The following is a 20,836-nucleotide window of genomic DNA, read 5'->3' as shown; positions in this document are numbered from 1 at the left end:
CCTATTTATTTCCGTTTATCGTAGTATACGCCATCACTTGTCATGGGCTGATACGGATTTTGATAATTCAACTGTTTTGTTTTCTTACGTTGAATGGCTTGAATATCTGCCTTGATCCCATTTTGAATCTCCGTTAATTGCTTGGCCATCAGTTGATCTGTTTGAATGATTTCTTTGATTTTCTCTTTTTCTTGAACGGAAAGCTCATGTTGAATGTCTCTCATTAGTTCGTCTCTCTCAACTAAAAAAGCATCAAAGTCTTCAACGAGTGTCTCACTTTGCGGGTTGGCCTCTATTTCCGCTGCCATTTTTAACGTTTGGTCGTGCAGTTGGTCCACAATACTCATAGAGATCCTCCAATAGAGTGGTGACGCCCTTTTCGATCGGTTTGAATGACTTCCTTCCAAGCATCTCGGAAATCAGTCACATATTGCTCTACTTCATTCAGGATCTCTTCGTCATTTTGCAGATTGGCTTCAATCAGTCTTCGATAGATGTAGTCATACATACTTGCCATGCTCTTTGATACATCATACGTACGATTTAAGGTGACATTTAATTCTTGGATGATGTTTTGAGCCTTTTTCAGGTTCAAGTTTCTCATTTCAGCATCTTCTTTTTGAATGCCATGCTTTGCTAGTCTAATAAACTTTAAGCATCCTTCATAAAGCATAAGCGTTAACTCGGCCGGTGTTGCGGTCTCAATAGAATTTTTCTGATAGGCGGCATAAGGGTTCTGAATTGCCATATGTTATAAACCTCCAATTATTGTCCAAGCAGTTGAGAAAGATAGCCAGATTGGTTGTTTAGCTTTTGAATCGCACTATCCATGGCGTTAAACTTTTTGTAGTAACGAGCTTCCACCATTTTTAAACGATCTTGGAATGTGCTCATTCGTTGAGTCAAAGAATCAAGGTCCTTACCAAGTCCATATTCCTTTGATGCCATTGTTGTGCTACCAGCCTTTGTTTGAATGCTCTTTGAGAAGGCTGATAAGGAATTTTTGATACGATGAATGATTCCTTGTTCTTTATATTGCTGCTGCGCTTTATCTTTATCTTTTGAATCTACATTTAGCGAACCTGACATAAATATTTGACTAATCTTCTGTGGGTCTTCTTGAATGGCTTTTCTTAGTTTCGATTCATCAATGACAAGCTTTCCGCCATCTTTATATTTATCTGAAGTGGCAATTCCGATTTGTGTCATGTGAATTTTATTCCCATCACTTGTCGTAATATCAACATAAAAATCACTTCTTATTTTAGATGCACCAGATCGTAAAATTGAATCACTTCTCAGCAAGCCTGACTTCGCAGTCGTTTCCCATAGCTCGACTTCTTTGTCAGACATGGCTTTTTTCTCTTCTGCTGTTAATGGATAGTAGTCTCTATTTCTTTTTTCATTGACTTTACCATTAATCTCTTCAACAAGTTCATTGTATTTATCAACGAATTGTTTGATTTTATCAAAGATGGCATCGACATCTGTTGAAACGTTCAAACTGACAGGCTTATCTGTTGTTCCTTTAAGTTCATATGTGATACCAGCCTGCGTGAAGGTATTATTGTTATTTTCCATTTTGAGACCATTAATTTCATATTGCGCTTTCTGCCCTTGAGTAGTCGCAACTAATTTATTATCTCCATCCACTTGGAATCCTAATTGCGTTAAAAATGAAGCAGAATTACCATCCGCTGCCTTAATACTGACACCTTCTCCAGTCGTACGGGAAGTCAGAGCGATGGTATCCACGTAGTTGGTCCCATCAAAGATTTGGCCTTTATAAGCCGTGACACCAAGTTGAGAGCTGTTCAATTTTGTCACGATTGTATCAAGGGTATCTGTATCAGTTGTATTAATGGTCACTGTTTTTGGTGTTGTAGAATCTGGTGTCGTCACCTCAAACGTGAACGTACCGTTTGCAGCAGTAAATCCAGATGTGCCAGAAGATTTGAATACGGATGCTGTCGCTAGTTGGGTCACATTAATCGAGCCAGAGGTAGCATTTGTTGATCCAGTTGCTGTGACAGCAGATTCATTGGAGCTTGTGACCTTTTTTGCGCCATATGTAGTTGGACGCGTTAAATTTAAACTATTGATTAAATCATCTAATTCTTTGACCTTTGAATTGACCTCGCGGTAGCTGTCTCTTTGCCATTCAAGTGTTTGTTTCTGGCGTGTCATTTTATCAAGTGGTGCTTGCTCAGTTTTCATTAGCTTTGAGACGATTTCATCAATATCAAATACATTTGAAAATCCAGTAATTCGATTAACCATGATTTATGTTCTCCCTTCAATTACATTCTTTTATCGACAAATAAACCGACAATCTCTGTCATTGCCGCATAGAAATCAAGCCATTCTTTGGAAGGAATCTCTCTAATGACTTCTTCGGTTTGGTTATCTACGACTTTGACATAATATTCATTGAGTTTTTCATGTAATTCAAATTGAAGATGAAATTGAGTAGGTTCAATCAGCTTATTTGCTCCTTGAAGCGTTTTCTCAATTTCTTCTTTTGAAACGACTTTTCCATTTGCTTGTAAATCAGTGTTTGCATTGTCATTTTGATGATTCGTAACACGGGTTTGAAATGCATCAATCAGTGGCTCTAGCGAAGTCAACTTACCAACAGACATAGTTATTCAGCTCCTGTGCTTTAATCTATCTTTTATATCGGCTTTGAATTATTAAATTAAATATAGATGGACCGATTTGTTAAAGTTTCATATAGATGGTGTACTTCTACGGTTTCACACGGAGGAGGATAGACAAATAGGATAAAAAAATCCTCACTTTTTTTGTGAGGATAATTGAGAAAGTAGATCAAAGGACAAGCTAGCAGCACGGCTGTTTTCTTCTTGAATAGACAGGTATACTTCCTTCCTGTGAATATCAATATGCTTAGGAGCCTCAATTCCGACTTTTACTTGGTCGCCTTCAATCGCAATAATTTTAACTTCAATATCGTCGCCTATTTGAATCGATTGATTTAATTTACGAGATAGAACTAACATGAGGAAGCCACCTCTAGCAAATGTTTTGTATGATAGGCTGAATCATGCAAAATGACCTGCTTGGCTTTCATGTTTTTCCGATTCACAATAATAGGCGCTCTTAAATTGGCTGTCGTTTTTTCAATAGAAGATCCCATTGTTAAAATAACCATGACTTCCACATCATTGGCATCTTCCACCCCAAGAATGTCTACAACCGATTCTTCTAAGTCAAATTCATATTGATTGAAGAACAAAAATGGGCTGCTGACAATAAAGCCTAGTTCTGCATTTTTCAAAGATTGAAGAACTAAAAATGGGGATTCTTCTGATAAAGGTAAAATGACAAATTGTTTTTGATCCAGAAATCCTGGTATCCCATTAGAGAAGTGAATGATTTGCTCCTCTTTAATCGTCACTTCTCCATGGTATTTTGTTTGAATGATCATAATTCACGACCTTTTTCATTTTTCTTAACTATACCTTATCACCATTTCGACCTGTTTCGTCAACTTCTATTTTTAATTCTGGGTATTGTAACATATCAATATGAACTTTACCTGGCTGGTAGTTAACAATTGGTTTATGAGGTGTTGCCTCTATAATAGCTTTTTGCGGCTCCACATCAATTTTAAGTTCAGATGGCTGATAGTGAATTTTTACACTAAAAAATGAAGGAATCACACCGATGTTGAATTGTTTTGCTGGAGGACTGCCGTTGATTTTCGCAAACTCAGCAATCGCATTCCCACCATTCTCGATCTTGACGAGTTCACTTCCTTCTTCCGCTCTACGTCCCATTCCTTCTCCAATCGCACGTTTCCCCTCAGCAGCCCATTCCTCTGAACGCCTAAAAATCGACTTAATATCCATATCGGCAAATGCCTCGGTTTGATCTATGGTTAATTTCGACGGTGTCCTTGTGATATTCATGACAGCTCTTGGCTGCTGAATCTCAAGCTCAGCTCTTGGCTGCTCTACTTCTTGCTTGGAAGGGGTTGTCGACATTTGCAGCTTTGCATAAGTTTGCTCCATTAACAATCTAGGGATTTGCATAGGTTCACCTCCATGATGCAAAAAAGCACCCAACGGATGCTTTTTCTTATCTTAAGAAATCGACAAGGGATGGCTGAATCACTTTAGCTGTCGTCGCTAAAGCAGCTCTATTCACAGTCTCTTGTTGAAGAAGATCAAGAATGGCTTTTTCACTTTCTACATCTTCGGCATCTGATTTAGCCTTTTTCAGCACTTCAAATTGCGAAGTCAAACGGCTTCCGACTAAGTCGATACGATTGGATCTAGCCCCAAGATCTGAACGCTCAGCACTCATCACTTCTTTAAACTGATCGATATTTCCTAATGCATCGTCAGAATTCGCAAACGTTCCATTTTTAAATGAGTTTTCTAAGTCAGTCAGCATTTCAATGACATTTTGACCACTGGCAGATTGCCCACCAAAAGCTGAAAGAGGATTTGAATTCACATTTAATGTGATTCCATCAGAAATGTTCGACTGAACCACGTTTGCATCTGTATAGTTTTCAAAGTTAAATGTAAACGTACCATCTGCATTCTCTACAACTGGTTTAACATTTGTATTCGTCCCATTAAAAACAAACTTACCTAACATCTGCGTGTTCATTGCATCAATGATTTGATTCTTCATCTGACCAATTTCCACTCCGATAGCAGCTAAATCTTCTGGCTGTTTTGTTCCATTGGCCGCATCGAGTACTTTATCTCGTATATTTGACATGATATCAATTATTTCAGTGACACTTGTTTCAGATGTATCAATCCAGTTTCGTGCCTCATTTAAATTAGTTTGGTATTGCTCATTTCGAAACATGGCTGTACTATATTGAAGACTTTTCACTGCTGCCACAGGATCATCAGACGTTTTTGTGAAACGTTTTCCAGACTGTGCCTGCTCATTAATTTTAGAGAGTTTTTCATAACTTTTACTAATATTTCGAAGTGAATTTTGAGAAATCATACTTTGCGTAACTCGCATCAGTTACCCTACCTTCCTACGACTCCCATGCCGTTTATTATTTTATCTAATACTTCGTCTTGCAACGTCATAATTCTTGCTGCTGCATTATACGCATGCTGGAATTGGATCATGTTCGTCATTTCTTCATCAATAGATACAGCACTAGTTGACATCCTGCGTTCATTGGCTGAATTCACAAGAGCTGCTGAACTACTTTCAAGGGTCATGTTCTTTTTAGCTTGTATCCCCATTTCAGCAATGACATTCTGATAGTAATCCTGAATCGTTGTGGTATTTCCGCCGATTGGCAGCTTTAAGTTTTGAATATTAGCTAATTTCGTAGCATTCGAACCATCACCTTGCGTTTGATTAAGAGATGCAGCAATGTTATCTGTCGATGCTAAAATCACGTCACTCACTTTGATACGGGCTGCCAAGCCTTTATTCAAATCATTGTTATTCTCAATATCGAAAAAGTCTTGTCCACTTGTGCCATTTAACGTGTATCCTTGCTTATGGACGTCGTTAAAAGCATCCATAAATACTTTTGCTACTTCATCCAGCTCAGCAAGCATATCCGGGTACATGCCTTTTTCATCTCCATTAGACATGTAGCCATACGCCTCAACAAGTGCTTTTACTTTACCATTCACTTGTAATTGATCAGCTGCGATGGTTGTCGTTCCAAATTGGAGTGAGTTAACAAGTCCTGTCGTATTATCATAGGAAAGTTGCAATTCAGATTTTTCATTGGTAATGCCATTTAAAATTGTTCCAGCAGATTGTCCATTAGCACCGATAATGTCGATGTTAACGGTTCCTTCAGCAATTTCCAGAGCATTTCCTCCAGAAGGGTTGTAGCTCACTTTAATATCAACAAGTGAGGAAAGCTGATCTATAAGAGCGTCGCGCGTATCATAAAGATCATTGGGAAGATAACCATTTGGCTCAACGGTTGCAATCTGTTTATTCACTTCATCAATTTGAGTTAATAGGGTGTTCACATTTTTTGCCGTTGAATCGAGTTCAGTTTTTAAATTCTTTTGTATCGTTGTTAAAGAAGAATTTAGCAGGCGGAATTGATCTACTAAAGCCTGAGCACTTGTCTTAACAACTGTACGGGCTGAAGCAGTATCAGCATTTTTCGATTCGGATAAGACTTGTAATGATTTCCAGAGATTATCAAAGGCTCTATTCAAGCCTTCATCTGTCAAATCATTCATCACTCCTTCCATTTGTGAAAGAGCATCAGACTTCGTCGCATAATAAGACAAGTTATTGTTATGATCTCTATACTGAAGATCTAAAAAGCTGTCTCGAATTCTTTCAACAGTTCCAACTTGGACACCTGTCCCCATTTGGCCGTATGTCTTGCCATCATAAACAGAAATCACTGGGTAAGGATTCTCTGCTTTAAAGGTAACTCTCTGTCTTGAGTAGCCATCAGTATTTGCATTGGATACGTTGTTTGATGTGACATAAAGCCCTGCACGCTGGGCTGTGATTCCTCTTTTTGCCGTTTCTAGTCCCATGAATGTAGAACCCATAGATATCCTCCTTGTTTACGCCTTTGAATCAAACAAAGCCCTATGCTGTTTAGGCTTTGAACTCTCAAGACCATTTTGTCCGTAATTCATATTTTCTTTGTTAGGATTCACAAGATCGAATGTCAGTGAAATAAATTGAAGTGACTGCTGAATAAGCTGTTTGTTCAGTTCGTTTACATCTTTCAGTTCCACCATGATGTCATTCAGCTTCTCATATAACGAAATAAGCTCTTCTTGATCCGTTCCTGTAGCTTTTTCGATGCATGCGGTGATTGTCGGCGATTGATCATTTTGTAAAAATTGAACTGCTGCTTCAATCCGCTTTTCTTCTAATTGTGAAATGGCCTGAATATATTTTTGCTCAAGGTTCAGAACCTCTGAAAGAGCATCGATCTCATTATTCTTCAGCATTTCTGTTTTATTCTTAGACAGCTTTAGAAGCTGTTCATGTAATCCGTAGAGACGGTGCAGTTCTTCAATCATTATTTTTACTGACATTCACGCTACTCCCTTTTGTTATTGTTGTTTATAAAAATTCAACATTTTATCTGCAATGCCTTTTGTATCTACTTGATATGTTCCGGCTTCAATGCTTTTTTTAATTTGGTCTATTTTATCTTGACGTTCTTTCATGATATTCGGCACCTTTTGCATTTCGATTGCCTTTTTAGAAATTTCGACTTTGTCAGTTGATTTTGCTTGATTCGATTGCAACGTTTGTTTCTCATATGTTTTCTTGTAAGGATTTACTGGTTGTGTTCCATATCGATTAATTTTCACGGGATTCCTCTCGCTTTCCGTTACAGTCTGTCTTGATTCTATCCATTTTATCGACCAAACTGCAACTTAGTTTAGGGAATCAGTCGTTTTTAGGATTAATGGCATAATAGGTGTCTTTTTTCCTAGATTCAATCTCCCTTTTACGCTCTTCTTCTTGGTCCATTTGGCTGATTTGCGTCTTTATATCCTTTTCACAATGGCTACACAGCTTATTTTTCCTGATCGGTTGGCCGCATCTTTCACAAGGATAATTGATATTCGGGAATTGACTAATTTGAAGTCTTTTCAAACGGATAAATTTCAGGATTAATTCTTCATCAACTTCTGTTGCGTCTACTATTTCAGCAATGGTTGATTGTCTATTACTTTGCTTACGCAAGAATTTATAAACGATATCAAAAGAACGTTCTTCTTCTTCAAAGCATTTGTTACAAACCGTTTGGATGGTGGTTTTTAAAAATAACTGATTACATTGTGGACAGTTTGCCAATTGATTCATAACCAAAACCCCTTACGTTATTTTCTTTTCTTAATATCGGTTGATTGTCATGATTTTTAACTACGAATCAACGTAAAAGAGGAAACACTTTTGGCGCCCGCGTCTTTTAAAATTTTTGCTGCATGATAGACTGTCGCCCCAGTTGTATAAATATCATCAATTAATATGATATCCTTTAGAACGATCGGGTTTGACTGCCTTAATTGGAACAAATTCTGTTGATGTAAACGTTCATTTTTTCTTTTCTTAGACTGCTTACTTTGATGTACTTTTATAAGTGGCTCCAATATAGGTCCGCCAATCATGGAAGCAAGCATCATTGACTGATTGAATCCTCTTTCCTTTAATCTCTCTTTACTCAAAGGAATTGGGACAAGCACCGGTTCTTTGATTGAAAAAGAACGTTTAAAAGCTGACTGTACATCTTTTTGAAATAGATCAGCTAAAGCCGTATCACCTCGAAATTTAAATCGAGCTAGAATATCTTTCATAAAGTCGTTGTAAGCATAAACAGACCGATTCATTACAAGAATCTCAGCAAAATCCCGTCGTTTATTCCACCTTGAACAATCCTGACACAATTGATCATTTGATTGCGCTCTTCCGCATTTGGGACAAGTAGGACCTTGAATCTTCATCAGGTGGTTCTTACATGCTACGCATAAACGATCTTCATTTAATAGTAGGAATGATTTCCATGTAAAAGCAGCCACAAAATGGCTCTCACAAATTGGACAAATCAACGATTTTCTTTGTTCAACGGCAAATGATTTTCGCACCTTGGATATGTAGTGACCGTTGAAGCAGCTTCTGTCAGAATGACGAGCATCGCCGTATTTTTCTGTTTATCCACCATCTCGGATTTACTGTAGGATATTTTATCGATATCTGTTATATATTGCGGTTTCACTTGATTTAGAGAAATGGCTAATACATCTTCTATACATTTTTCACAATGACAAATCATGTTTAATTGGTTGAGATATTGATATAGAATTTCTTTAAGTAGTATTTCTTTTGCGTTGAGTAGCATATTTTGTCTCTCCTGCCATTTGTGTTTTGTGAATATAATGTACCATGATTTAGTTGAACCCACACTATTTTTCAGAAAACTCTTTTTCAGCTGTATTATTCATTTTTACGATATGTTTCTTTGCTTGTTTCATACTTCTCGTTAAACCAAAATGAAAAAAGGACACGTCTCCGTTAAAAAAATCTGGATGTCTCCCTGCTCTACCAGAAATTTGGACAAGTGCACTTTCTGTAAAAATAGGAGATTCCGCACCTAATACGCCCACTTGGACATCTTGAATCGTAACGCCTCTTTCTAGAATAGTTGTTGTAACCAATACATCGTACCTATGATCTCTGAAATGCTGGACTTTTTGCTTCCTTTCTTGATCATCCGCAGAAACACCCTGTACATTTATATCTTGAACTTGAAGAATATGAGTTACCTTCTTCATAGTAGATATAGAAGGAACAAAGAGTAACACTCTTTTTTTCTTTATGATATGTTCATGCAGCCAGTTCATTGTAGATGCTGGAAGCCGATTTCTTTTTAATTTCTTTTTCCAATCTCCAACCCATTGAAATATTGGGACAGGCAACGGTTTTTGGTGGAAGCGCAGAGGAATTTTGATCGCTTCTAATTGTCTATGAGCAACATCCTTTTGCATTTTTTTAGATGGTGTGGCACTTAAGTAAATTCTAACTCCTGTTTTTTTCATTGATTTTAAAACAGCAAACTGAAGCCGTTCATCCATTGAATAAGGAAAAGCATCGACTTCGTCTACAATGAGGATATCAAAGGCGTTTTTATATCTCATTAGCTGATGGGTTGTAGCGATCATAAGCGGCGCCATTTGAAATCTTTGAGAACTTCCGCCATAAAGTGCAGCTATATTCAGTCCTTGAAATGCCTTTCTCATTCGAGGTTCAAGCTCAAGTACAACATCGGTTCTAGGCGTCGCAATACAAACACTCATTCCGTTATTTAGCGCATATTTTATTCCATGAAAAAGCACCTCCGTTTTCCCCGCACCACAAACAGCCCAAATGAGCAGATCAAATTTGTTTTGGATTGCTTCTACTAGCCTATCGGACGCTCTCTTTTGCCCTTTAGAAAGCTCTCCCTGCCATGTTAATTCAACTCGTCTTGTTTCTTTCTTTTGTGGACCCGTCCATTCGTAGAGAAAGCCACATTCGCTTACTTTTCCAAGCATGATGCAGGATCTACAGTATACACAGTCTTTTTTACATGTTTCACACGGAGAGAGGGCAAAGTAGCGCTTGTTTGATACACCGCACCGGCAGCAGATCAAACCACTCGCCACCCTATCGACTGCAGGTGTTCTATGGATAAATCCTTGATTCTCCAGCCACTTCAATTCGGACTGTGTACATTGACATTCAACAGGAAGAAGATGCCTTGATTGTAGCTTGTGACTGAGTTCCATTGCTTTTTCCAGATTCAATTTCACGCACTACCTTTCCATTCATGTTGACCCATTATGTACAAAGAGAAGGCCTTTCGTCTAATTGTAAAAATAGAAAAACAAATCCCCTTTTCCATGAGAAAAGGGGATTTTGATATCTACCTGATGATCCAGCCAAGTGCTAAAGAGCCTTCGCCTAGATGAGTGCCAATCACGGCACCAAAGTAGCTTTTATAAAATTCAACATGAGGATACTTTTCTAATAAGTGCGCAATTAATTCATCTGCTTCTTCTTCTCTATTACCATGTATCAGAGTTGCTCTCATTGGAACACCACGTGATGCATCTTCATCAAATAATTCAAAAATACGTGAAATGGCTTTTTTGCGTGTACGAATCTTCTCAAAAGGGACAATTAGCTTGTTGTCAAAATGCAAGATAGGCTTTACCTTTAAGAGGCTTCCAATAAAAGCCTGAGCACCATTTAATCTGCCGCCACGTTGTAAATGAGTTAAATCGTCTACCATAAAATAAGCTCTTTGATTTTCTTTTAGATAATTGAGATGGGAAATCACTTCTTCTGGAGAAGCACCACCTTGGATTTTTTCAGCAGCTTCTAACACATAAAAACCTTGCGCCATACAGCTAGTCTCTGTATCAAACGGATAAATGTCGATTCCGTCAACTAGTTCATTCGCTGAGGCCGCACTATTGTATGTTCCACTAATTCCGCTTGACAGATGTATACTAATCACAGCATCATATGTTTCACTAAGTTTTTCATATAATTCTATAAGTTCACCGAAAGCAGGCTGAGAGGTTGTTGGAAGATCTTTATGTTTCTTGACTTCTTCATAATATGTCTTCCAATCCATTTCTACTTCTTCACGGTATGATTCAGTACCAAAGATGACATTCAGAGGGATCATATGAATATGATGTTTATCACGTAGTTCTTGTGGTATATAAGCAGTACTGTCTGTTACAACGGCTATTTTCATTCTTAAATACCTTCCTTATCCGTTAAGTTGCTTTTTAAAAAAGAATGATCATTGTTTTTCACTAGATTTATAATACTAATCAAAAAAGCTTGCCTAATCAATAGGCAAGCCCGCTATATCCGAAAAAGACTCCTTACCTGCCTATCATTGCTCTCTAACTTGAATGTGAGAGAACTAAAAACAGGCGAAAAAGGAGTACTTGTCCGGAACATTATCTCATTTCTACCCAACCGTTTTTAATTGCTACAACAACAGCTTGAGTACGGTCATTTACATTCATTTTTTGCAAAATGTTACTCACGTGGTTTTTGACTGTTTTCTCACTTATAAAGAGCGACTCACCAATACCTCTGTTGCTCTTTCCGTCAGCTAACATTTGAAGAACTTCACATTCACGTCTTGTTAAGATATGAAGTGGTCTGCGAATTTCAGGATATACCTCGTGCTGTGGATGTGCTGAAACGCCGCTTGTTGCTAAGCGTCGGAATTCATTTACTAAGTTATGAGTGACTTTCGGATGTAAATAAGAGCCTCCGTCAGCTACTACTTTTACTGCTTCAATGAGGGTATCTGCATCCATTTCTTTTAACAAGTAGCCTCTTGCTCCTGTTTTTAATGCATGTGTCACATAGTTTTCATCGTCATGAATAGATAGGATAATGACTTTTGATTCGGGATAAAGCTCTACTAGCTGTTTTGTAGCCTCCACACCATTTACATTCGGCATATTAATGTCCATAATGACAACATCCGGATGATAGTGTTCTACGATACGTGCAGCTTCGTCACCGTCGTCTCCTTCTGCAACTACTTCAAAAGTAGGTTCAAAATCTAAAATCCGTTTGACACCTTCACGGAATAATTGGTGGTCATCGATAATTACAATATTTACTTTAGTCACAAGCTACGCCTCCCCATGTTTATTGTTCTACACCTGAACTTTATGGTCAATATGTCTTTTGTCTCTATTTTACAATTTTATTTTGTAATGTTAACGGTACTCTAATCATGATGAATGTCCCTAGACCTATTTTTGAGTCTATGGTCATTTTACCTTCTAGCAAGTCTACGCGCTCTTTCATACCAAGTAACCCAAAGGATTTGTTTTTATTTGTTTTAACATCCTTCATATCAAAGCCTTTTCCATCGTCTTTGATAATTAAGGTGACAAAGTCTTTTGTCACTTCAACCTTCACAGAGATTTCTTCAGCTTCAGAATGCTTTAAAGAATTTGTGACAGCTTCTTGGGCTAGTCTAAACAGTGCCACTTCGAACTGAGAAGCAATTCTTTCATTTTCTGTATCCCCTAGGCATTGGAACGTAATTTTGGTTTTTCCATCATATTCTTCAATTGTGTTTAAGTATTTTCGCAGTGTCGGAATGAGACCCAAATCATCTAAAGCCATCGGTCTTAAATCATAAATGATTCTTCTCACTTCGTACAGTGCATTTCGCACATTCTGTCTTAGACTTCTAATTTCTTTAAAGCCTTCTTCTGTTCCACGGTCTCTAAAAATTCGTTCAATTAGTTCTGAACGCATCATCACGTTTGCCAGCATCTGAGCAGGTCCATCATGGATTTCTCGTGATACCCTTTTGCGCTCTTCTTCCTGGGCTTCAATAATTCTTAGTCCAAAATCTTGTTTTGCCTGAGCATCTTCAAGTAAAACACCGACCTGACGTAAATCTTGGTTCAAGTAGTTGAGAACGACCGTGATCTGGCTCACAAGCGTTTCTGAACGTTCAATGACATCTTGTAAGCTTAACAATCGTCTTTCGAGATCATCTCTTCTTTCCCTCAGCTGTTTTTCGCGCTGCTGGATCATGGTCAATTCTACTTGCAGGTTATGTGCTTTTTCATAGGCTTCTCGTATTTCTTCTTCGCTGAATTTGTTGAAGTTTCTGCTGACCTCAGATAATCGATTTCTAGCATGTCTCGTATGTACTTCTAGTTTATCCCCAAAATCAATTACTTCGTTGACTTGCTGTTTAATTTGCTTGAGCTCTTCTACTAGGCTTTCATATTGTTGACGGGACTGTTCGCCGATTCTAAATACTTCGTCCTTACTGCCATCAACTGTACTTAGCATTTTCATGATGATTGAATCCAATAACTTCGGATCCATTTTAGGTGTTGTCATGGCTTTTCCCTCCCGTAACAGTGATGTCATCTTTTTTTATTATAAATGTCATTGATCTGCATTTTATGTCGAATTATAATGAAAGAATGCGTATAAATCATGAAATTTTTATGACGACCCTTTTTCCGCTCCTATCATCATAACAAAATACGCTGTAAAATTCTAAAACCAATGCAAATTTTCTCTAGCCTTACAATTTGCTTGTCAGGAGGGTATGTCTTTTGCTGAACCGCTATCTCACAGTAAAAAGCCGTGGCGAGCATGAGATCGTCATTGAAAAATCACGTTTTATTTGTCATATACAACGTGCTGTCTCAGAAGAAGAAGCACAAGCCTTTATACAATCCATAAAAAAACAACATTGGAACGCCACTCATAATTGTTCCGCCTATTTGATCGGTGAACATGATCTGATTCAAAAAGCAAATGATGATGGTGAACCAAGCGGTACGGCAGGGGTACCTATGCTTGAAGTGCTAAAAAAACGCAAGCTGAAAGATACAGTTGTTGTCGTCACTCGTTATTTCGGCGGTATTAAGCTAGGTGCCGGTGGATTAATTCGTGCGTACGGAAAATCTGTGTCTGAAGCTATTAATCATGTTGGTATGGTAGAACGCTGTTTAATGCGTACGATGCACACAACAATAGATTATACATGGCTTGGAAAGGTAGAGAATGAGCTTAGAGCCTCATCTTTTCAGCTAAAAGACATCCACTATGCAGAAGATGTGATTTTTGAAACGTATGTAGAAGAAACACAAACAGAGCAGTTCATTGAATGGATGACTGAGTTAACTAATGGAAAGAGTGTTACTAAAGAAGGCGAATTGATTTATTTAGAAAAGGACGTTGGTCCGATAAAGGAGACAGATGAATGGCACAACGAGTAAAAGTGCGTGTACGAAAGAAAAAGAGTAAGAAGAAAAAGATTTTCAAACGGATTCTGGTCTTATTTTTGCTTCTCTTCATCTGCATGGGCGGATTTGCAGTTTATAAGATTGTGAATACACTCCAGGCTGCTGACAAAACTTATGATGAATTAGAGCGTGGGGAGAAATCGAAACTCCGTGATGCTGTCATTGATATAAAGAAAAAACCTTTCTCTGTCCTATTTGTTGGTATAGAGGATTACGCCACAAATGGTGATCACGGCCGTTCAGATTCACTCATCGTCGCAACGATTAATCCTCAGGATAAAACAATGAAAATGGTCAGTATCCCCCGTGACACACGAGTACAGCTTGCTAGTGACACAACGGGAAATAAAGTAAAGATCAATGCGGCATTTGCTAAAGGCGGTAAAGACGAAACGATTGAAACTGTCGAACAATTCTTGCATATCCCAATTGACAAATATGCAACAGTAGACTTTGACGGTTTTAAGGATGTCATTGATGAAGTTGGAGGAATCGATATTGACGTTCCATTTGACTTCAATGAAAAAAGTGACGTCAAAAAATCGAAAAAGATTTACTTTAAAAAAGGAAATATGCATTTAAACGGGGAAGAGGCACTTGCTTATGCGCGAATGAGAAAACAAGATCCACGTGGTGATTTCGGGCGTAACGATCGTCAGAAACAAATCTTACGTGCCATGATTGATCAAATGGCGAAACCTCATAACATTGCAAACGTGGATAATATTGCAAAAGAAGTAAGTGATCATATAACAACCAACTTCCGCATCACAGAAGGACTTGCTCTACAGCAAATTTACAGTGGTTTTAAAGGAGACGATACTGAAACACTATCTATTAAAGGATCAGACCTTTATTTAGGACCAAATCGAACATACTTCTTTGAGCCAGATCAAACCAACTTGGCTGAGGTGCAAAATGAGTTAAGGACACATTTAAAGCTTCCTGCTGAGTCATCGTCCTCAACCGAAACAAATACACAAACCGATTCATCTTCTGGTACAACAGGGTCAGCCGATACACAGGCCCCTTCGACCAGCACATCAGGACAATAATAGGAAAACAGCCCGTTCCTTGGAAGCGGGCTGTTTTTTTATTGTCTTTTGACCATACGTTTGTAGAATTTCGTAAATGGTTTAAACTCTTCGTTCACCAAACCAGTGACTTCAGCGATAACTTGCATAAACATGACCAGTAAAAAGATGATGATCAATGACAGCCAAATGGTGGCACTTGTCAGCAAAATCGCGCTTAAGCTGAAGACTAAGCCAATCATGTAAATCACAATCACTGCCATTCGATGTGATAAGCCAAAGGCCATCAGTCGATGATGGATGTGTGATTTGTCAGGTGATGAGATAGGCTGTTTATTCAATATTCGTCTTATGATCGCAAAGGTCGTATCAAAAATAGGCACACCTAAAATAATTACAGGGACAACAACACTAAACAAAGTAACACTTTTGTACAATCCTAAAAGTGACAGGACCGAGATCATATAGCCTAAAAATAACGAACCTGTATCACCCATAAATATTTTTGCTGGATGGAAGTTATAAAAAAGAAAACCGATGGTACTGCCAATGACGACAAGAGATAACGAAAGAATCAGGATCTTGTCCGCAGAAAATGCCATGACGGCAATCGTGGTTAAACCGATAACCGAAATTCCGGCAGCCAGTCCATCTAATCCATCAATTAAATTGATCGCATTTGTAATCCCAACAATCCATAGTACAGTCAGGGGATACGCCATCCATCCTAACTCCAGTCGATCTGTTAAGAAAGGAACAGAGAAAAAGTCCATTTTTAAGCCCGTGCTCACGATTAAGCAAGCAACGAGAACTTGCACAAGAAATTTAAATTTTGCACTTAAATTATATTTATCATCAAATATACCTAAAATGACGATGAGTACAGCGCCAACTGATATAGCTGTAATTTTATTATGTAGAAACAGCCCGCCTGCTAGTGCTCCAGCCGCTACCCCAATAAAAATCGCCAAACCGCCCATTCGAGGCATTACTCTATCATGAACTTTTCGTTTATTCGGCTGGTCCACTGCACCAATCTTAATTGCAAACTTTTTGACGATTGGTGTCACAATTAAAACTGTAGCCAGAGAGACAAAAAACGCTAATAAGGCGCGTTCGTAATCCATAGGTCAGTCTCCTTCTAAATTGAAATCTGTATTTTGTATATTGGCCGCTCTTTCCATTATACAATTGAATATAGGATGATCACAAGCTCCCCCTAAGAAGAAGAAACAAATAAAAACGCACAATCCTGAATGAATTATGCGTTTTCTTTAATATTCGTTAATTCCACCATGTTTGTGAACAGTGCGTGCCAATCTTTTTTCTTTGCCCGGCTTTGTCTTAGATGTCTGCATTTCATGTCATCTTTTTTACTGATCACTTTCTGGCAGGCTTCTACGAAGAGAGCTGGATCTTCGCCCTCTACATATTCATACACATCATTCTCTTTTAGCCTTTCCGTTGATGGAAGATTTAAACCAACAACAGGGATTCCGGCAGCTAAAAATTCATACAGCTTGAGCGGAAAAACCGCTTGATTGTAAGGAGACTGTTTGTATGGCATCATCCCTACATCAATTAATTTCATATAAGCAGGCACTTCTTCTGGTGCGACTGCTCCTGTCCATAGGACATTGGGCAGTTTGAGTGCATGCTGAAAAGATGGATCTCCATTCGTTCCATCCGGACCGACAAATAAAAATGTCCAATCGGGCTGCATGCGAGCAGCTTGAGCGATCATGTCAAAATCGAGTTTCGGCTTGATCCCACCTATAAAGCCAAGAACCGTTCCCTCTCTTCCCTCTAGCACGTCTTCCCTGCTAGGGAGGTTGCTTTTTGCAAACACATCATACTCGACGCCATTTTCCACTGTAAAGACATCTTTCGGTTCACCCATGAGCCTTTTTTTGATTTGATCATGTAAGTATTGTGAAGAGCATGTAATGCTGTGCGCATATTTAATAATGCGGTTTTCTGCTTTTACAATGACTCGCTGTCTCATATAAGAGAGAATGTTGTTTTTTCCGCTGATGGGCTCTCCCCACAGGTCACTGCAATCATACACAATATGTTTCCATTCAAATAAAGAAGATAAGAGCGGAAATCCCGGAAACGTATACCATAAACAGACGGCTATGCCCTGCTTTTCTTCTTGACGCAAATGCTCAAGAAGAGGAGATAATTTATGAAAATAAAACATATCTTGATAACGGCCAAAGCGAAAAAACTTGCTCTTGAGCACATCAGGAATGGTCATTTGCTTCATTCGATCCGTTATAGGCTGAAAGGGAGCTGAATGACGAGTGGCAGATGGGCATACCCAGATGACCTCTTTCGTTTCTGGATCAGATGCAAGAAATTCCGCCAGTCGATGCCGTCTGTACCTTAGGCCATCGTGTCCCCATTCTCCCGTTGCGACAATCACATGTATGATCGACTCTGCTTTCACCTTTATCACCTTTTTTCCCTTCTGTTTATAAGCGCTTTTTGACAGCATTTGTGGCATAGTGCATAAAACACCAAGATGCTTTCACAAAATGAAGCTGCTCAATTTCTCTGTAGACAAACCATGTTTTTTTCGCTGCTTTCCACTTGTTACTAGAAATCGAGTTTCCCACGATGCGATATTCACTGAGCGGCTCACTCATTCCATAGGCAGTAAATCCTTTTTTTAAAATAGAGAGCCATGTGGCTAAGTCCTGCCTTGTTCGAATGTTTGGCATTTCCACGTGTCCTACTTGTTGAAGATCGAGCATCACCGTCAAACAGCCGATAATCGTATTTTTTAAAGCTTCATTGTAGTTCAACTGAGCCGGCGCTGTGACGGTTTTTTGTAACGGCTCTCCATTTTCTGAAATGATGTCATATGCCGTGAAAGTAAAGGCATGATCATTTTCTAACATAAACTTGACCTGCTTTTCGAGCTTTGTCTGTTTCCACATATCATCGCTATCTAAAAAAGCGATAAAGCGGCCTTTCGCCTGTTTGATGGCGGTGTTTCTAGCAATAGCGGCTCCCCCGTTTTCCTCTAAATAAATGACGTTGATTCTGTCGTCCGTCTGACTTAATTCCCCTAACAACTTCCTTGTGCCATCTGTTGAGCAATCATCTGCAATGATCAGCTCCCAGTTGGAATAGGTTTGGGCAAGGACGGAATGAACTGTATCCGTTAAATAACGTTCCGCATTATACGCCGGTGTAATAATTGATACTAACGGTTGATTGTTCACCTAAGACTCATCTCCAGTTCATCATTAAGATTCTTTGAACACTTCAGGTAACACCACAAACATAAGCGAGATGCTAAGGCCAATGACAAGTCCAAGCAGTGCTCGTTTTTTCGCTGACATGCCTTTGCCTGCTTCATCAAGCACTTGGGCAGGATCGACAATCTTTGCCTGCTTCATCCCGAGCTTTGTCGATTCCAATTCATATAAAAATCGTTCTTTATCGACCTTGGAGTCATTGCTGACAGATTCATCTTCAAGAGCGGATAGTCTCCTTTCAATGACTTGCTGTCTTTTCGTAAATAAGGCTTTGTCCTGCTTTAAAAATGTATCTGACACTTGTTTCACTACCGCCAAAGCTCGAGCTTGATCAGCATCTGTAAACGACAACTGCAATTGTGTATCGGACTGGTTCGTGAGAATCAAACGATTTTTCACATCCTGCCTTTCTTCTTCCTTTACATCACGGAGTGCTTGATTCAGAAATGCATCACTTTTTAATAGAGATGTCACTTCTGCCATATTGTTATACACACCGTCGTCATATTTCCCAAGCGTCAAGGTCACAGCAGCTGTGTAACTAGACTGTTCTACTGTCCCCTTGGCAAAAAAGAAACCAAAAGCAGCCAATACAACGGGCAGCAGCACAAGCCAGACGATATATTTTTTCATTCGCTTCCCTATTCTTAACATAAAACCAGACATGCTCATTCTCCCAACATTGACGTATTTGCTTTTTCACTAGTGTAGCCATACAAACTCTGCATCACACGTTTGCCCACGGCTTGAAGCGCTGTTTATTTTTCATGATATTGACCGCTGCGATCACCAGCCCTAGAAACACCCAGTGGAAATATAAATTCGATACGGAACTAGGACTGATACTTGAGACGAGAAAGCTCAGCATGGCAGCAAATAGACCTTCAATGATCATCTTGGCTGATCTCGTGTCAGCCAATTGGTATTGTTTGTACAATGAAAACATGAGATAGGCATACACTGAGATATAACCTAGCATGACGGCAAACCCAAAATTCGTCATCACCTCTAGCAGCCAATTGTGAACTTCCACGACCTGATCTGTATCAAAGATAGAAAAGTGAGCTAAGTAATAAGACACATTGCCCGCTCCGACTCCGAAACCGTATGAATTCGTAAAGAAATACCAAGCGTTTTTGATTAAATTCGCCCGGGCAATGTTGGACGGAAGTGGTTCGCTAAAAGAATGAGCGACCTGAGAAGCGAGAAACAAGTCATAAAAGACAGAATAGATTTTGGCTGAAAAAATGGCGATACAGATGATAACAAGCCCGCCTGCTGCCATGATGGACCACTTTTTTAAAAAGCGAGGCATCAACAGCCATACATAGATTGCCGCTCCGGCTAATATGCCAAGCAAGCTGGCGCGCGATTCTGTTAACAAAATGAGATACAGCGCTAAGATGGCTCCTAGTAATCCGAACGCTTTGATATAACCATTTTTCATTTGGCGCATGCACGCCACATATAAGAAAAAGCTAATAGATAAAAAAGTCGCAAAATCATTTTGGTTAAAGAAGACAGCTGTAGGATAGTGCTGTTTGTACGCTGGTCCAAGATACAATGAAGTATTCGGTAAATGGTTCAAGGTCAAGTGATTATAGAACCCGATTCCCATCACAAATACGGTCATGACTAGCCAAATACTATAAAAAGTCACGATCTGATCCATTCGCTGAATGTACATGACCACAAGAAAGACAAAACCCATTCCCATCGCAAGAAGAGACATATATTTCAGGCCGTCTGTGACCGAATGAGCCCAAAGCAGTGAGATGAGTCCGTAAAGAAACCATGCAGCGAAAAAACCAAGAATGCCTTTAACGCGAATTTGCTGCCACTGGGATATGTACGTTCCTTTGTCCCTCATCCGCCATATGAATAAAGCAAAGACAGCCAAGAGCATGATGCGGTAGAGAAAGAGACTAAAGAATCCGGCACTGATAGAGAAAAAAGCGTTATTGAGAAATGTTAATGCAATCAAAAGGTAAATGGCTGACATGAATATGTGCTCACCATTCATATAGAGCTTCATAGATATAGCAGCCGCTATGAGCACCACAATCAAAACCGGAATGACCACCATCTTCTTTAACCCGATAGGCTGTGTGGATGCCATTTGTACAAGCCCGATACCTGCTGCTAATAAAATACATCCGATTATGATTTGCCATGCTGTTTGTTTCACACTCATACCCATGTTCCTCCTAAGCAA

Annotated in this window: 25 protein-coding genes and 1 pseudogene; 2 read left to right on the top strand and 24 right to left on the bottom strand. The window is 39.0% G+C overall.

Features of this window, described 5'->3' with window-relative positions; all coding sequences use genetic code 11:
* Positions 1-5: 5 nt before the first annotated feature.
* The 19 genes and pseudogenes from MHH23_RS04140 to MHH23_RS04050 all read right to left on the bottom strand — a co-directional run bounded on the left by MHH23_RS04140 (position 6) and on the right by MHH23_RS04050 (position 13,401).
* Entirely contained in the window at positions 6-347 is a 342-nt protein-coding gene (locus tag MHH23_RS04140; RefSeq protein ID WP_008348246.1) for a flagellar protein FliT, read from the bottom strand.
* On the bottom strand, positions 344-748 hold the full coding sequence (fliS, locus tag MHH23_RS04135; protein ID WP_008348247.1) for a flagellar export chaperone FliS: 405 nt from the start codon (positions 746-748) through the stop codon (positions 344-346). Before fliS ends, MHH23_RS04140 begins: the two co-directional genes overlap by 4 nt.
* Positions 749-765: 17 nt before the next feature.
* Positions 766-2,280 (bottom strand): flagellar hook-associated protein 2, encoded by a 1,515-nt coding sequence (locus MHH23_RS04130; RefSeq protein WP_256688747.1) that lies wholly within the window; start codon positions 2,278-2,280, stop codon positions 766-768.
* Between the two features lie 20 nt (positions 2,281-2,300).
* A complete protein-coding gene (gene flaG, locus MHH23_RS04125) occupies positions 2,301-2,642 on the bottom strand; it encodes a flagellar protein FlaG (RefSeq protein WP_007499987.1) in 342 nt (113 codons plus the stop codon).
* A 153-nt stretch (positions 2,643-2,795) separates the two neighbouring features.
* Entirely contained in the window at positions 2,796-3,020 is a 225-nt protein-coding gene (gene csrA / locus MHH23_RS04120) for a carbon storage regulator CsrA (protein ID WP_008348252.1), read from the bottom strand.
* Entirely contained in the window at positions 3,014-3,448 is a 435-nt protein-coding gene (fliW, locus tag MHH23_RS04115; RefSeq protein WP_025208061.1) for a flagellar assembly protein FliW, read from the bottom strand. Before fliW ends, csrA begins: the two co-directional genes overlap by 7 nt.
* Positions 3,449-3,476: 28 nt before the next feature.
* On the bottom strand, positions 3,477-4,055 hold the full coding sequence (locus MHH23_RS04110; protein WP_256688748.1) for a DUF6470 family protein: 579 nt from the start codon (positions 4,053-4,055) through the stop codon (positions 3,477-3,479).
* A gap of 46 nt (positions 4,056-4,101) precedes the next feature.
* A complete protein-coding gene (gene flgL / locus MHH23_RS04105; protein WP_256688749.1) occupies positions 4,102-5,013 on the bottom strand; it encodes a flagellar hook-associated protein FlgL in 912 nt (303 codons plus the stop codon).
* An 8-nt stretch (positions 5,014-5,021) separates the two neighbouring features.
* The gene (flgK, locus tag MHH23_RS04100) at positions 5,022-6,542 is read right to left on the bottom strand and encodes a flagellar hook-associated protein FlgK (protein ID WP_099496871.1); all 1,521 of its coding nucleotides are present in this window, start codon (positions 6,540-6,542) and stop codon (positions 5,022-5,024) included.
* 15 nt (positions 6,543-6,557) lie between these two features.
* Positions 6,558-7,040, bottom strand: coding sequence for a flagellar protein FlgN (locus MHH23_RS04095; protein ID WP_039169793.1), 483 nt, complete (start codon positions 7,038-7,040; stop codon positions 6,558-6,560).
* An 18-nt stretch (positions 7,041-7,058) separates the two neighbouring features.
* Positions 7,059-7,322 (bottom strand): flagellar biosynthesis anti-sigma factor FlgM, encoded by a 264-nt coding sequence (gene flgM, locus MHH23_RS04090; protein ID WP_003213252.1) that lies wholly within the window; start codon positions 7,320-7,322, stop codon positions 7,059-7,061.
* 79 nt (positions 7,323-7,401) lie between these two features.
* Positions 7,402-7,821, bottom strand: a complete 420-nt coding sequence (locus MHH23_RS04085; protein ID WP_017357864.1) for a TIGR03826 family flagellar region protein — start codon at positions 7,819-7,821, stop codon at positions 7,402-7,404.
* A 56-nt stretch (positions 7,822-7,877) separates the two neighbouring features.
* The gene (locus MHH23_RS04080; RefSeq protein WP_340960149.1) at positions 7,878-8,345 is read right to left on the bottom strand and encodes a ComF family protein; all 468 of its coding nucleotides are present in this window, start codon (positions 8,343-8,345) and stop codon (positions 7,878-7,880) included.
* A gap of 51 nt (positions 8,346-8,396) precedes the next feature.
* Positions 8,397-8,600 (bottom strand): annotated as a pseudogene (locus MHH23_RS04075) (hypothetical protein); the annotation flags it as partial.
* Complete coding sequence (locus MHH23_RS04070) at positions 8,561-8,854, bottom strand: late competence development ComFB family protein (protein ID WP_035701582.1); 294 nt, start codon at positions 8,852-8,854, stop codon at positions 8,561-8,563. The gene MHH23_RS04070 and the pseudogene MHH23_RS04075, both read right to left, overlap by 40 nt.
* A gap of 64 nt (positions 8,855-8,918) precedes the next feature.
* Positions 8,919-10,298, bottom strand: a complete 1,380-nt coding sequence (locus MHH23_RS04065; protein WP_411801870.1) for a DEAD/DEAH box helicase — start codon at positions 10,296-10,298, stop codon at positions 8,919-8,921.
* A 119-nt stretch (positions 10,299-10,417) separates the two neighbouring features.
* Entirely contained in the window at positions 10,418-11,260 is an 843-nt protein-coding gene (locus tag MHH23_RS04060) for a DegV family protein (RefSeq protein ID WP_024719242.1), read from the bottom strand.
* 211 nt (positions 11,261-11,471) lie between these two features.
* Entirely contained in the window at positions 11,472-12,161 is a 690-nt protein-coding gene (gene degU / locus MHH23_RS04055; protein ID WP_008348273.1) for a two-component system response regulator DegU, read from the bottom strand.
* 64 nt (positions 12,162-12,225) lie between these two features.
* Complete coding sequence (locus tag MHH23_RS04050; protein ID WP_024719243.1) at positions 12,226-13,401, bottom strand: sensor histidine kinase; 1,176 nt, start codon at positions 13,399-13,401, stop codon at positions 12,226-12,228.
* Positions 13,402-13,622: 221 nt separating this feature from the next.
* Here MHH23_RS04050 and MHH23_RS04045 point away from each other — a divergent pair, with 221 nt between their 5' ends.
* Together MHH23_RS04045 and MHH23_RS04040 are read left to right on the top strand one after the other, a co-directional pair.
* A complete protein-coding gene (locus MHH23_RS04045) occupies positions 13,623-14,291 on the top strand; it encodes a YigZ family protein (protein WP_017357860.1) in 669 nt (222 codons plus the stop codon).
* On the top strand, positions 14,276-15,373 hold the full coding sequence (locus MHH23_RS04040; protein WP_024719244.1) for an LCP family protein: 1,098 nt from the start codon (positions 14,276-14,278) through the stop codon (positions 15,371-15,373). The genes MHH23_RS04045 and MHH23_RS04040 overlap by 16 nt, the downstream gene beginning before the upstream one ends.
* Positions 15,374-15,411: 38 nt before the next feature.
* Here MHH23_RS04040 and MHH23_RS04035 read toward each other — a convergent pair whose 3' ends face one another.
* The 5 genes from MHH23_RS04035 to tuaE form a co-directional block, all read right to left on the bottom strand.
* The gene (locus MHH23_RS04035; protein WP_024719245.1) at positions 15,412-16,479 is read right to left on the bottom strand and encodes a glycosyltransferase family 4 protein; all 1,068 of its coding nucleotides are present in this window, start codon (positions 16,477-16,479) and stop codon (positions 15,412-15,414) included.
* Between the two features lie 134 nt (positions 16,480-16,613).
* On the bottom strand, positions 16,614-17,861 hold the full coding sequence (gene tuaH / locus MHH23_RS04030) for a teichuronic acid biosynthesis protein TuaH (protein ID WP_052141842.1): 1,248 nt from the start codon (positions 17,859-17,861) through the stop codon (positions 16,614-16,616).
* Positions 17,830-18,585 carry a teichuronic acid biosynthesis protein TuaG gene (gene tuaG, locus MHH23_RS04025; protein WP_008348281.1) on the bottom strand — a complete coding sequence of 252 codons (756 nt, stop codon included), beginning with the start codon at positions 18,583-18,585 and terminating at the stop codon, positions 17,830-17,832. Before tuaG ends, tuaH begins: the two co-directional genes overlap by 32 nt.
* Positions 18,586-18,609: 24 nt before the next feature.
* Positions 18,610-19,287, bottom strand: coding sequence for a teichuronic acid biosynthesis protein TuaF (gene tuaF, locus MHH23_RS04020; protein ID WP_039169802.1), 678 nt, complete (start codon positions 19,285-19,287; stop codon positions 18,610-18,612).
* A 61-nt stretch (positions 19,288-19,348) separates the two neighbouring features.
* Positions 19,349-20,815, bottom strand: a complete 1,467-nt coding sequence (gene tuaE, locus MHH23_RS04015) for a teichuronic acid biosynthesis protein TuaE (RefSeq protein ID WP_340958941.1) — start codon at positions 20,813-20,815, stop codon at positions 19,349-19,351.
* Positions 20,816-20,836: the final 21 nt, after the last annotated feature.

Source organism: Bacillus sp. FSL K6-3458, from assembly GCF_038005045.1.
GTDB lineage: Bacteria > Bacillota > Bacilli > Bacillales > Bacillaceae > Bacillus > Bacillus altitudinis.
This window is presented reverse-complemented; position numbering and strand designations above follow the sequence as displayed.

Excerpts from the sequence above, each read along its gene's own strand:
- MHH23_RS04140 (WP_008348246.1), bottom strand. The coding sequence starts at position 347 with ATGAGTATTGTGGACCAACTGCACGACCAAACGTTAAAAATGGCAGCG.
- fliS (WP_008348247.1), bottom strand. The coding sequence starts at position 748 with ATGGCAATTCAGAACCCTTATGCCGCCTATCAGAAAAATTCTATTGAG.
- MHH23_RS04130 (WP_256688747.1), bottom strand. The coding sequence starts at position 2,280 with ATGGTTAATCGAATTACTGGATTTTCAAATGTATTTGATATTGATGAA.
- flaG (WP_007499987.1), bottom strand. The coding sequence starts at position 2,642 with ATGTCTGTTGGTAAGTTGACTTCGCTAGAGCCACTGATTGATGCATTT.
- csrA (WP_008348252.1), bottom strand. The coding sequence starts at position 3,020 with ATGTTAGTTCTATCTCGTAAATTAAATCAATCGATTCAAATAGGCGAC.
- fliW (WP_025208061.1), bottom strand. The coding sequence starts at position 3,448 with ATGATCATTCAAACAAAATACCATGGAGAAGTGACGATTAAAGAGGAG.
- MHH23_RS04110 (WP_256688748.1), bottom strand. The coding sequence starts at position 4,055 with ATGCAAATCCCTAGATTGTTAATGGAGCAAACTTATGCAAAGCTGCAA.
- flgL (WP_256688749.1), bottom strand. The coding sequence starts at position 5,013 with ATGCGAGTTACGCAAAGTATGATTTCTCAAAATTCACTTCGAAATATT.
- flgK (WP_099496871.1), bottom strand. The coding sequence starts at position 6,542 with ATGGGTTCTACATTCATGGGACTAGAAACGGCAAAAAGAGGAATCACA.
- MHH23_RS04095 (WP_039169793.1), bottom strand. The coding sequence starts at position 7,040 with ATGTCAGTAAAAATAATGATTGAAGAACTGCACCGTCTCTACGGATTA.
- MHH23_RS04085 (WP_017357864.1), bottom strand. The coding sequence starts at position 7,821 with ATGAATCAATTGGCAAACTGTCCACAATGTAATCAGTTATTTTTAAAA.
- MHH23_RS04080 (WP_340960149.1), bottom strand. The coding sequence starts at position 8,345 with ATGAATCGGTCTGTTTATGCTTACAACGACTTTATGAAAGATATTCTA.
- MHH23_RS04070 (WP_035701582.1), bottom strand. The coding sequence starts at position 8,854 with ATGCTACTCAACGCAAAAGAAATACTACTTAAAGAAATTCTATATCAA.
- MHH23_RS04060 (WP_024719242.1), bottom strand. The coding sequence starts at position 11,260 with ATGAAAATAGCCGTTGTAACAGACAGTACTGCTTATATACCACAAGAA.
- MHH23_RS04050 (WP_024719243.1), bottom strand. The coding sequence starts at position 13,401 with ATGACAACACCTAAAATGGATCCGAAGTTATTGGATTCAATCATCATG.
- MHH23_RS04040 (WP_024719244.1), top strand. The coding sequence starts at position 14,276 with ATGGCACAACGAGTAAAAGTGCGTGTACGAAAGAAAAAGAGTAAGAAG.
- MHH23_RS04035 (WP_024719245.1), bottom strand. The coding sequence starts at position 16,479 with ATGGATTACGAACGCGCCTTATTAGCGTTTTTTGTCTCTCTGGCTACA.
- tuaH (WP_052141842.1), bottom strand. The coding sequence starts at position 17,861 with ATGCCACAAATGCTGTCAAAAAGCGCTTATAAACAGAAGGGAAAAAAG.
- tuaF (WP_039169802.1), bottom strand. The coding sequence starts at position 19,287 with ATGTCTGGTTTTATGTTAAGAATAGGGAAGCGAATGAAAAAATATATC.
- tuaE (WP_340958941.1), bottom strand. The coding sequence starts at position 20,815 with ATGAGTGTGAAACAAACAGCATGGCAAATCATAATCGGATGTATTTTA.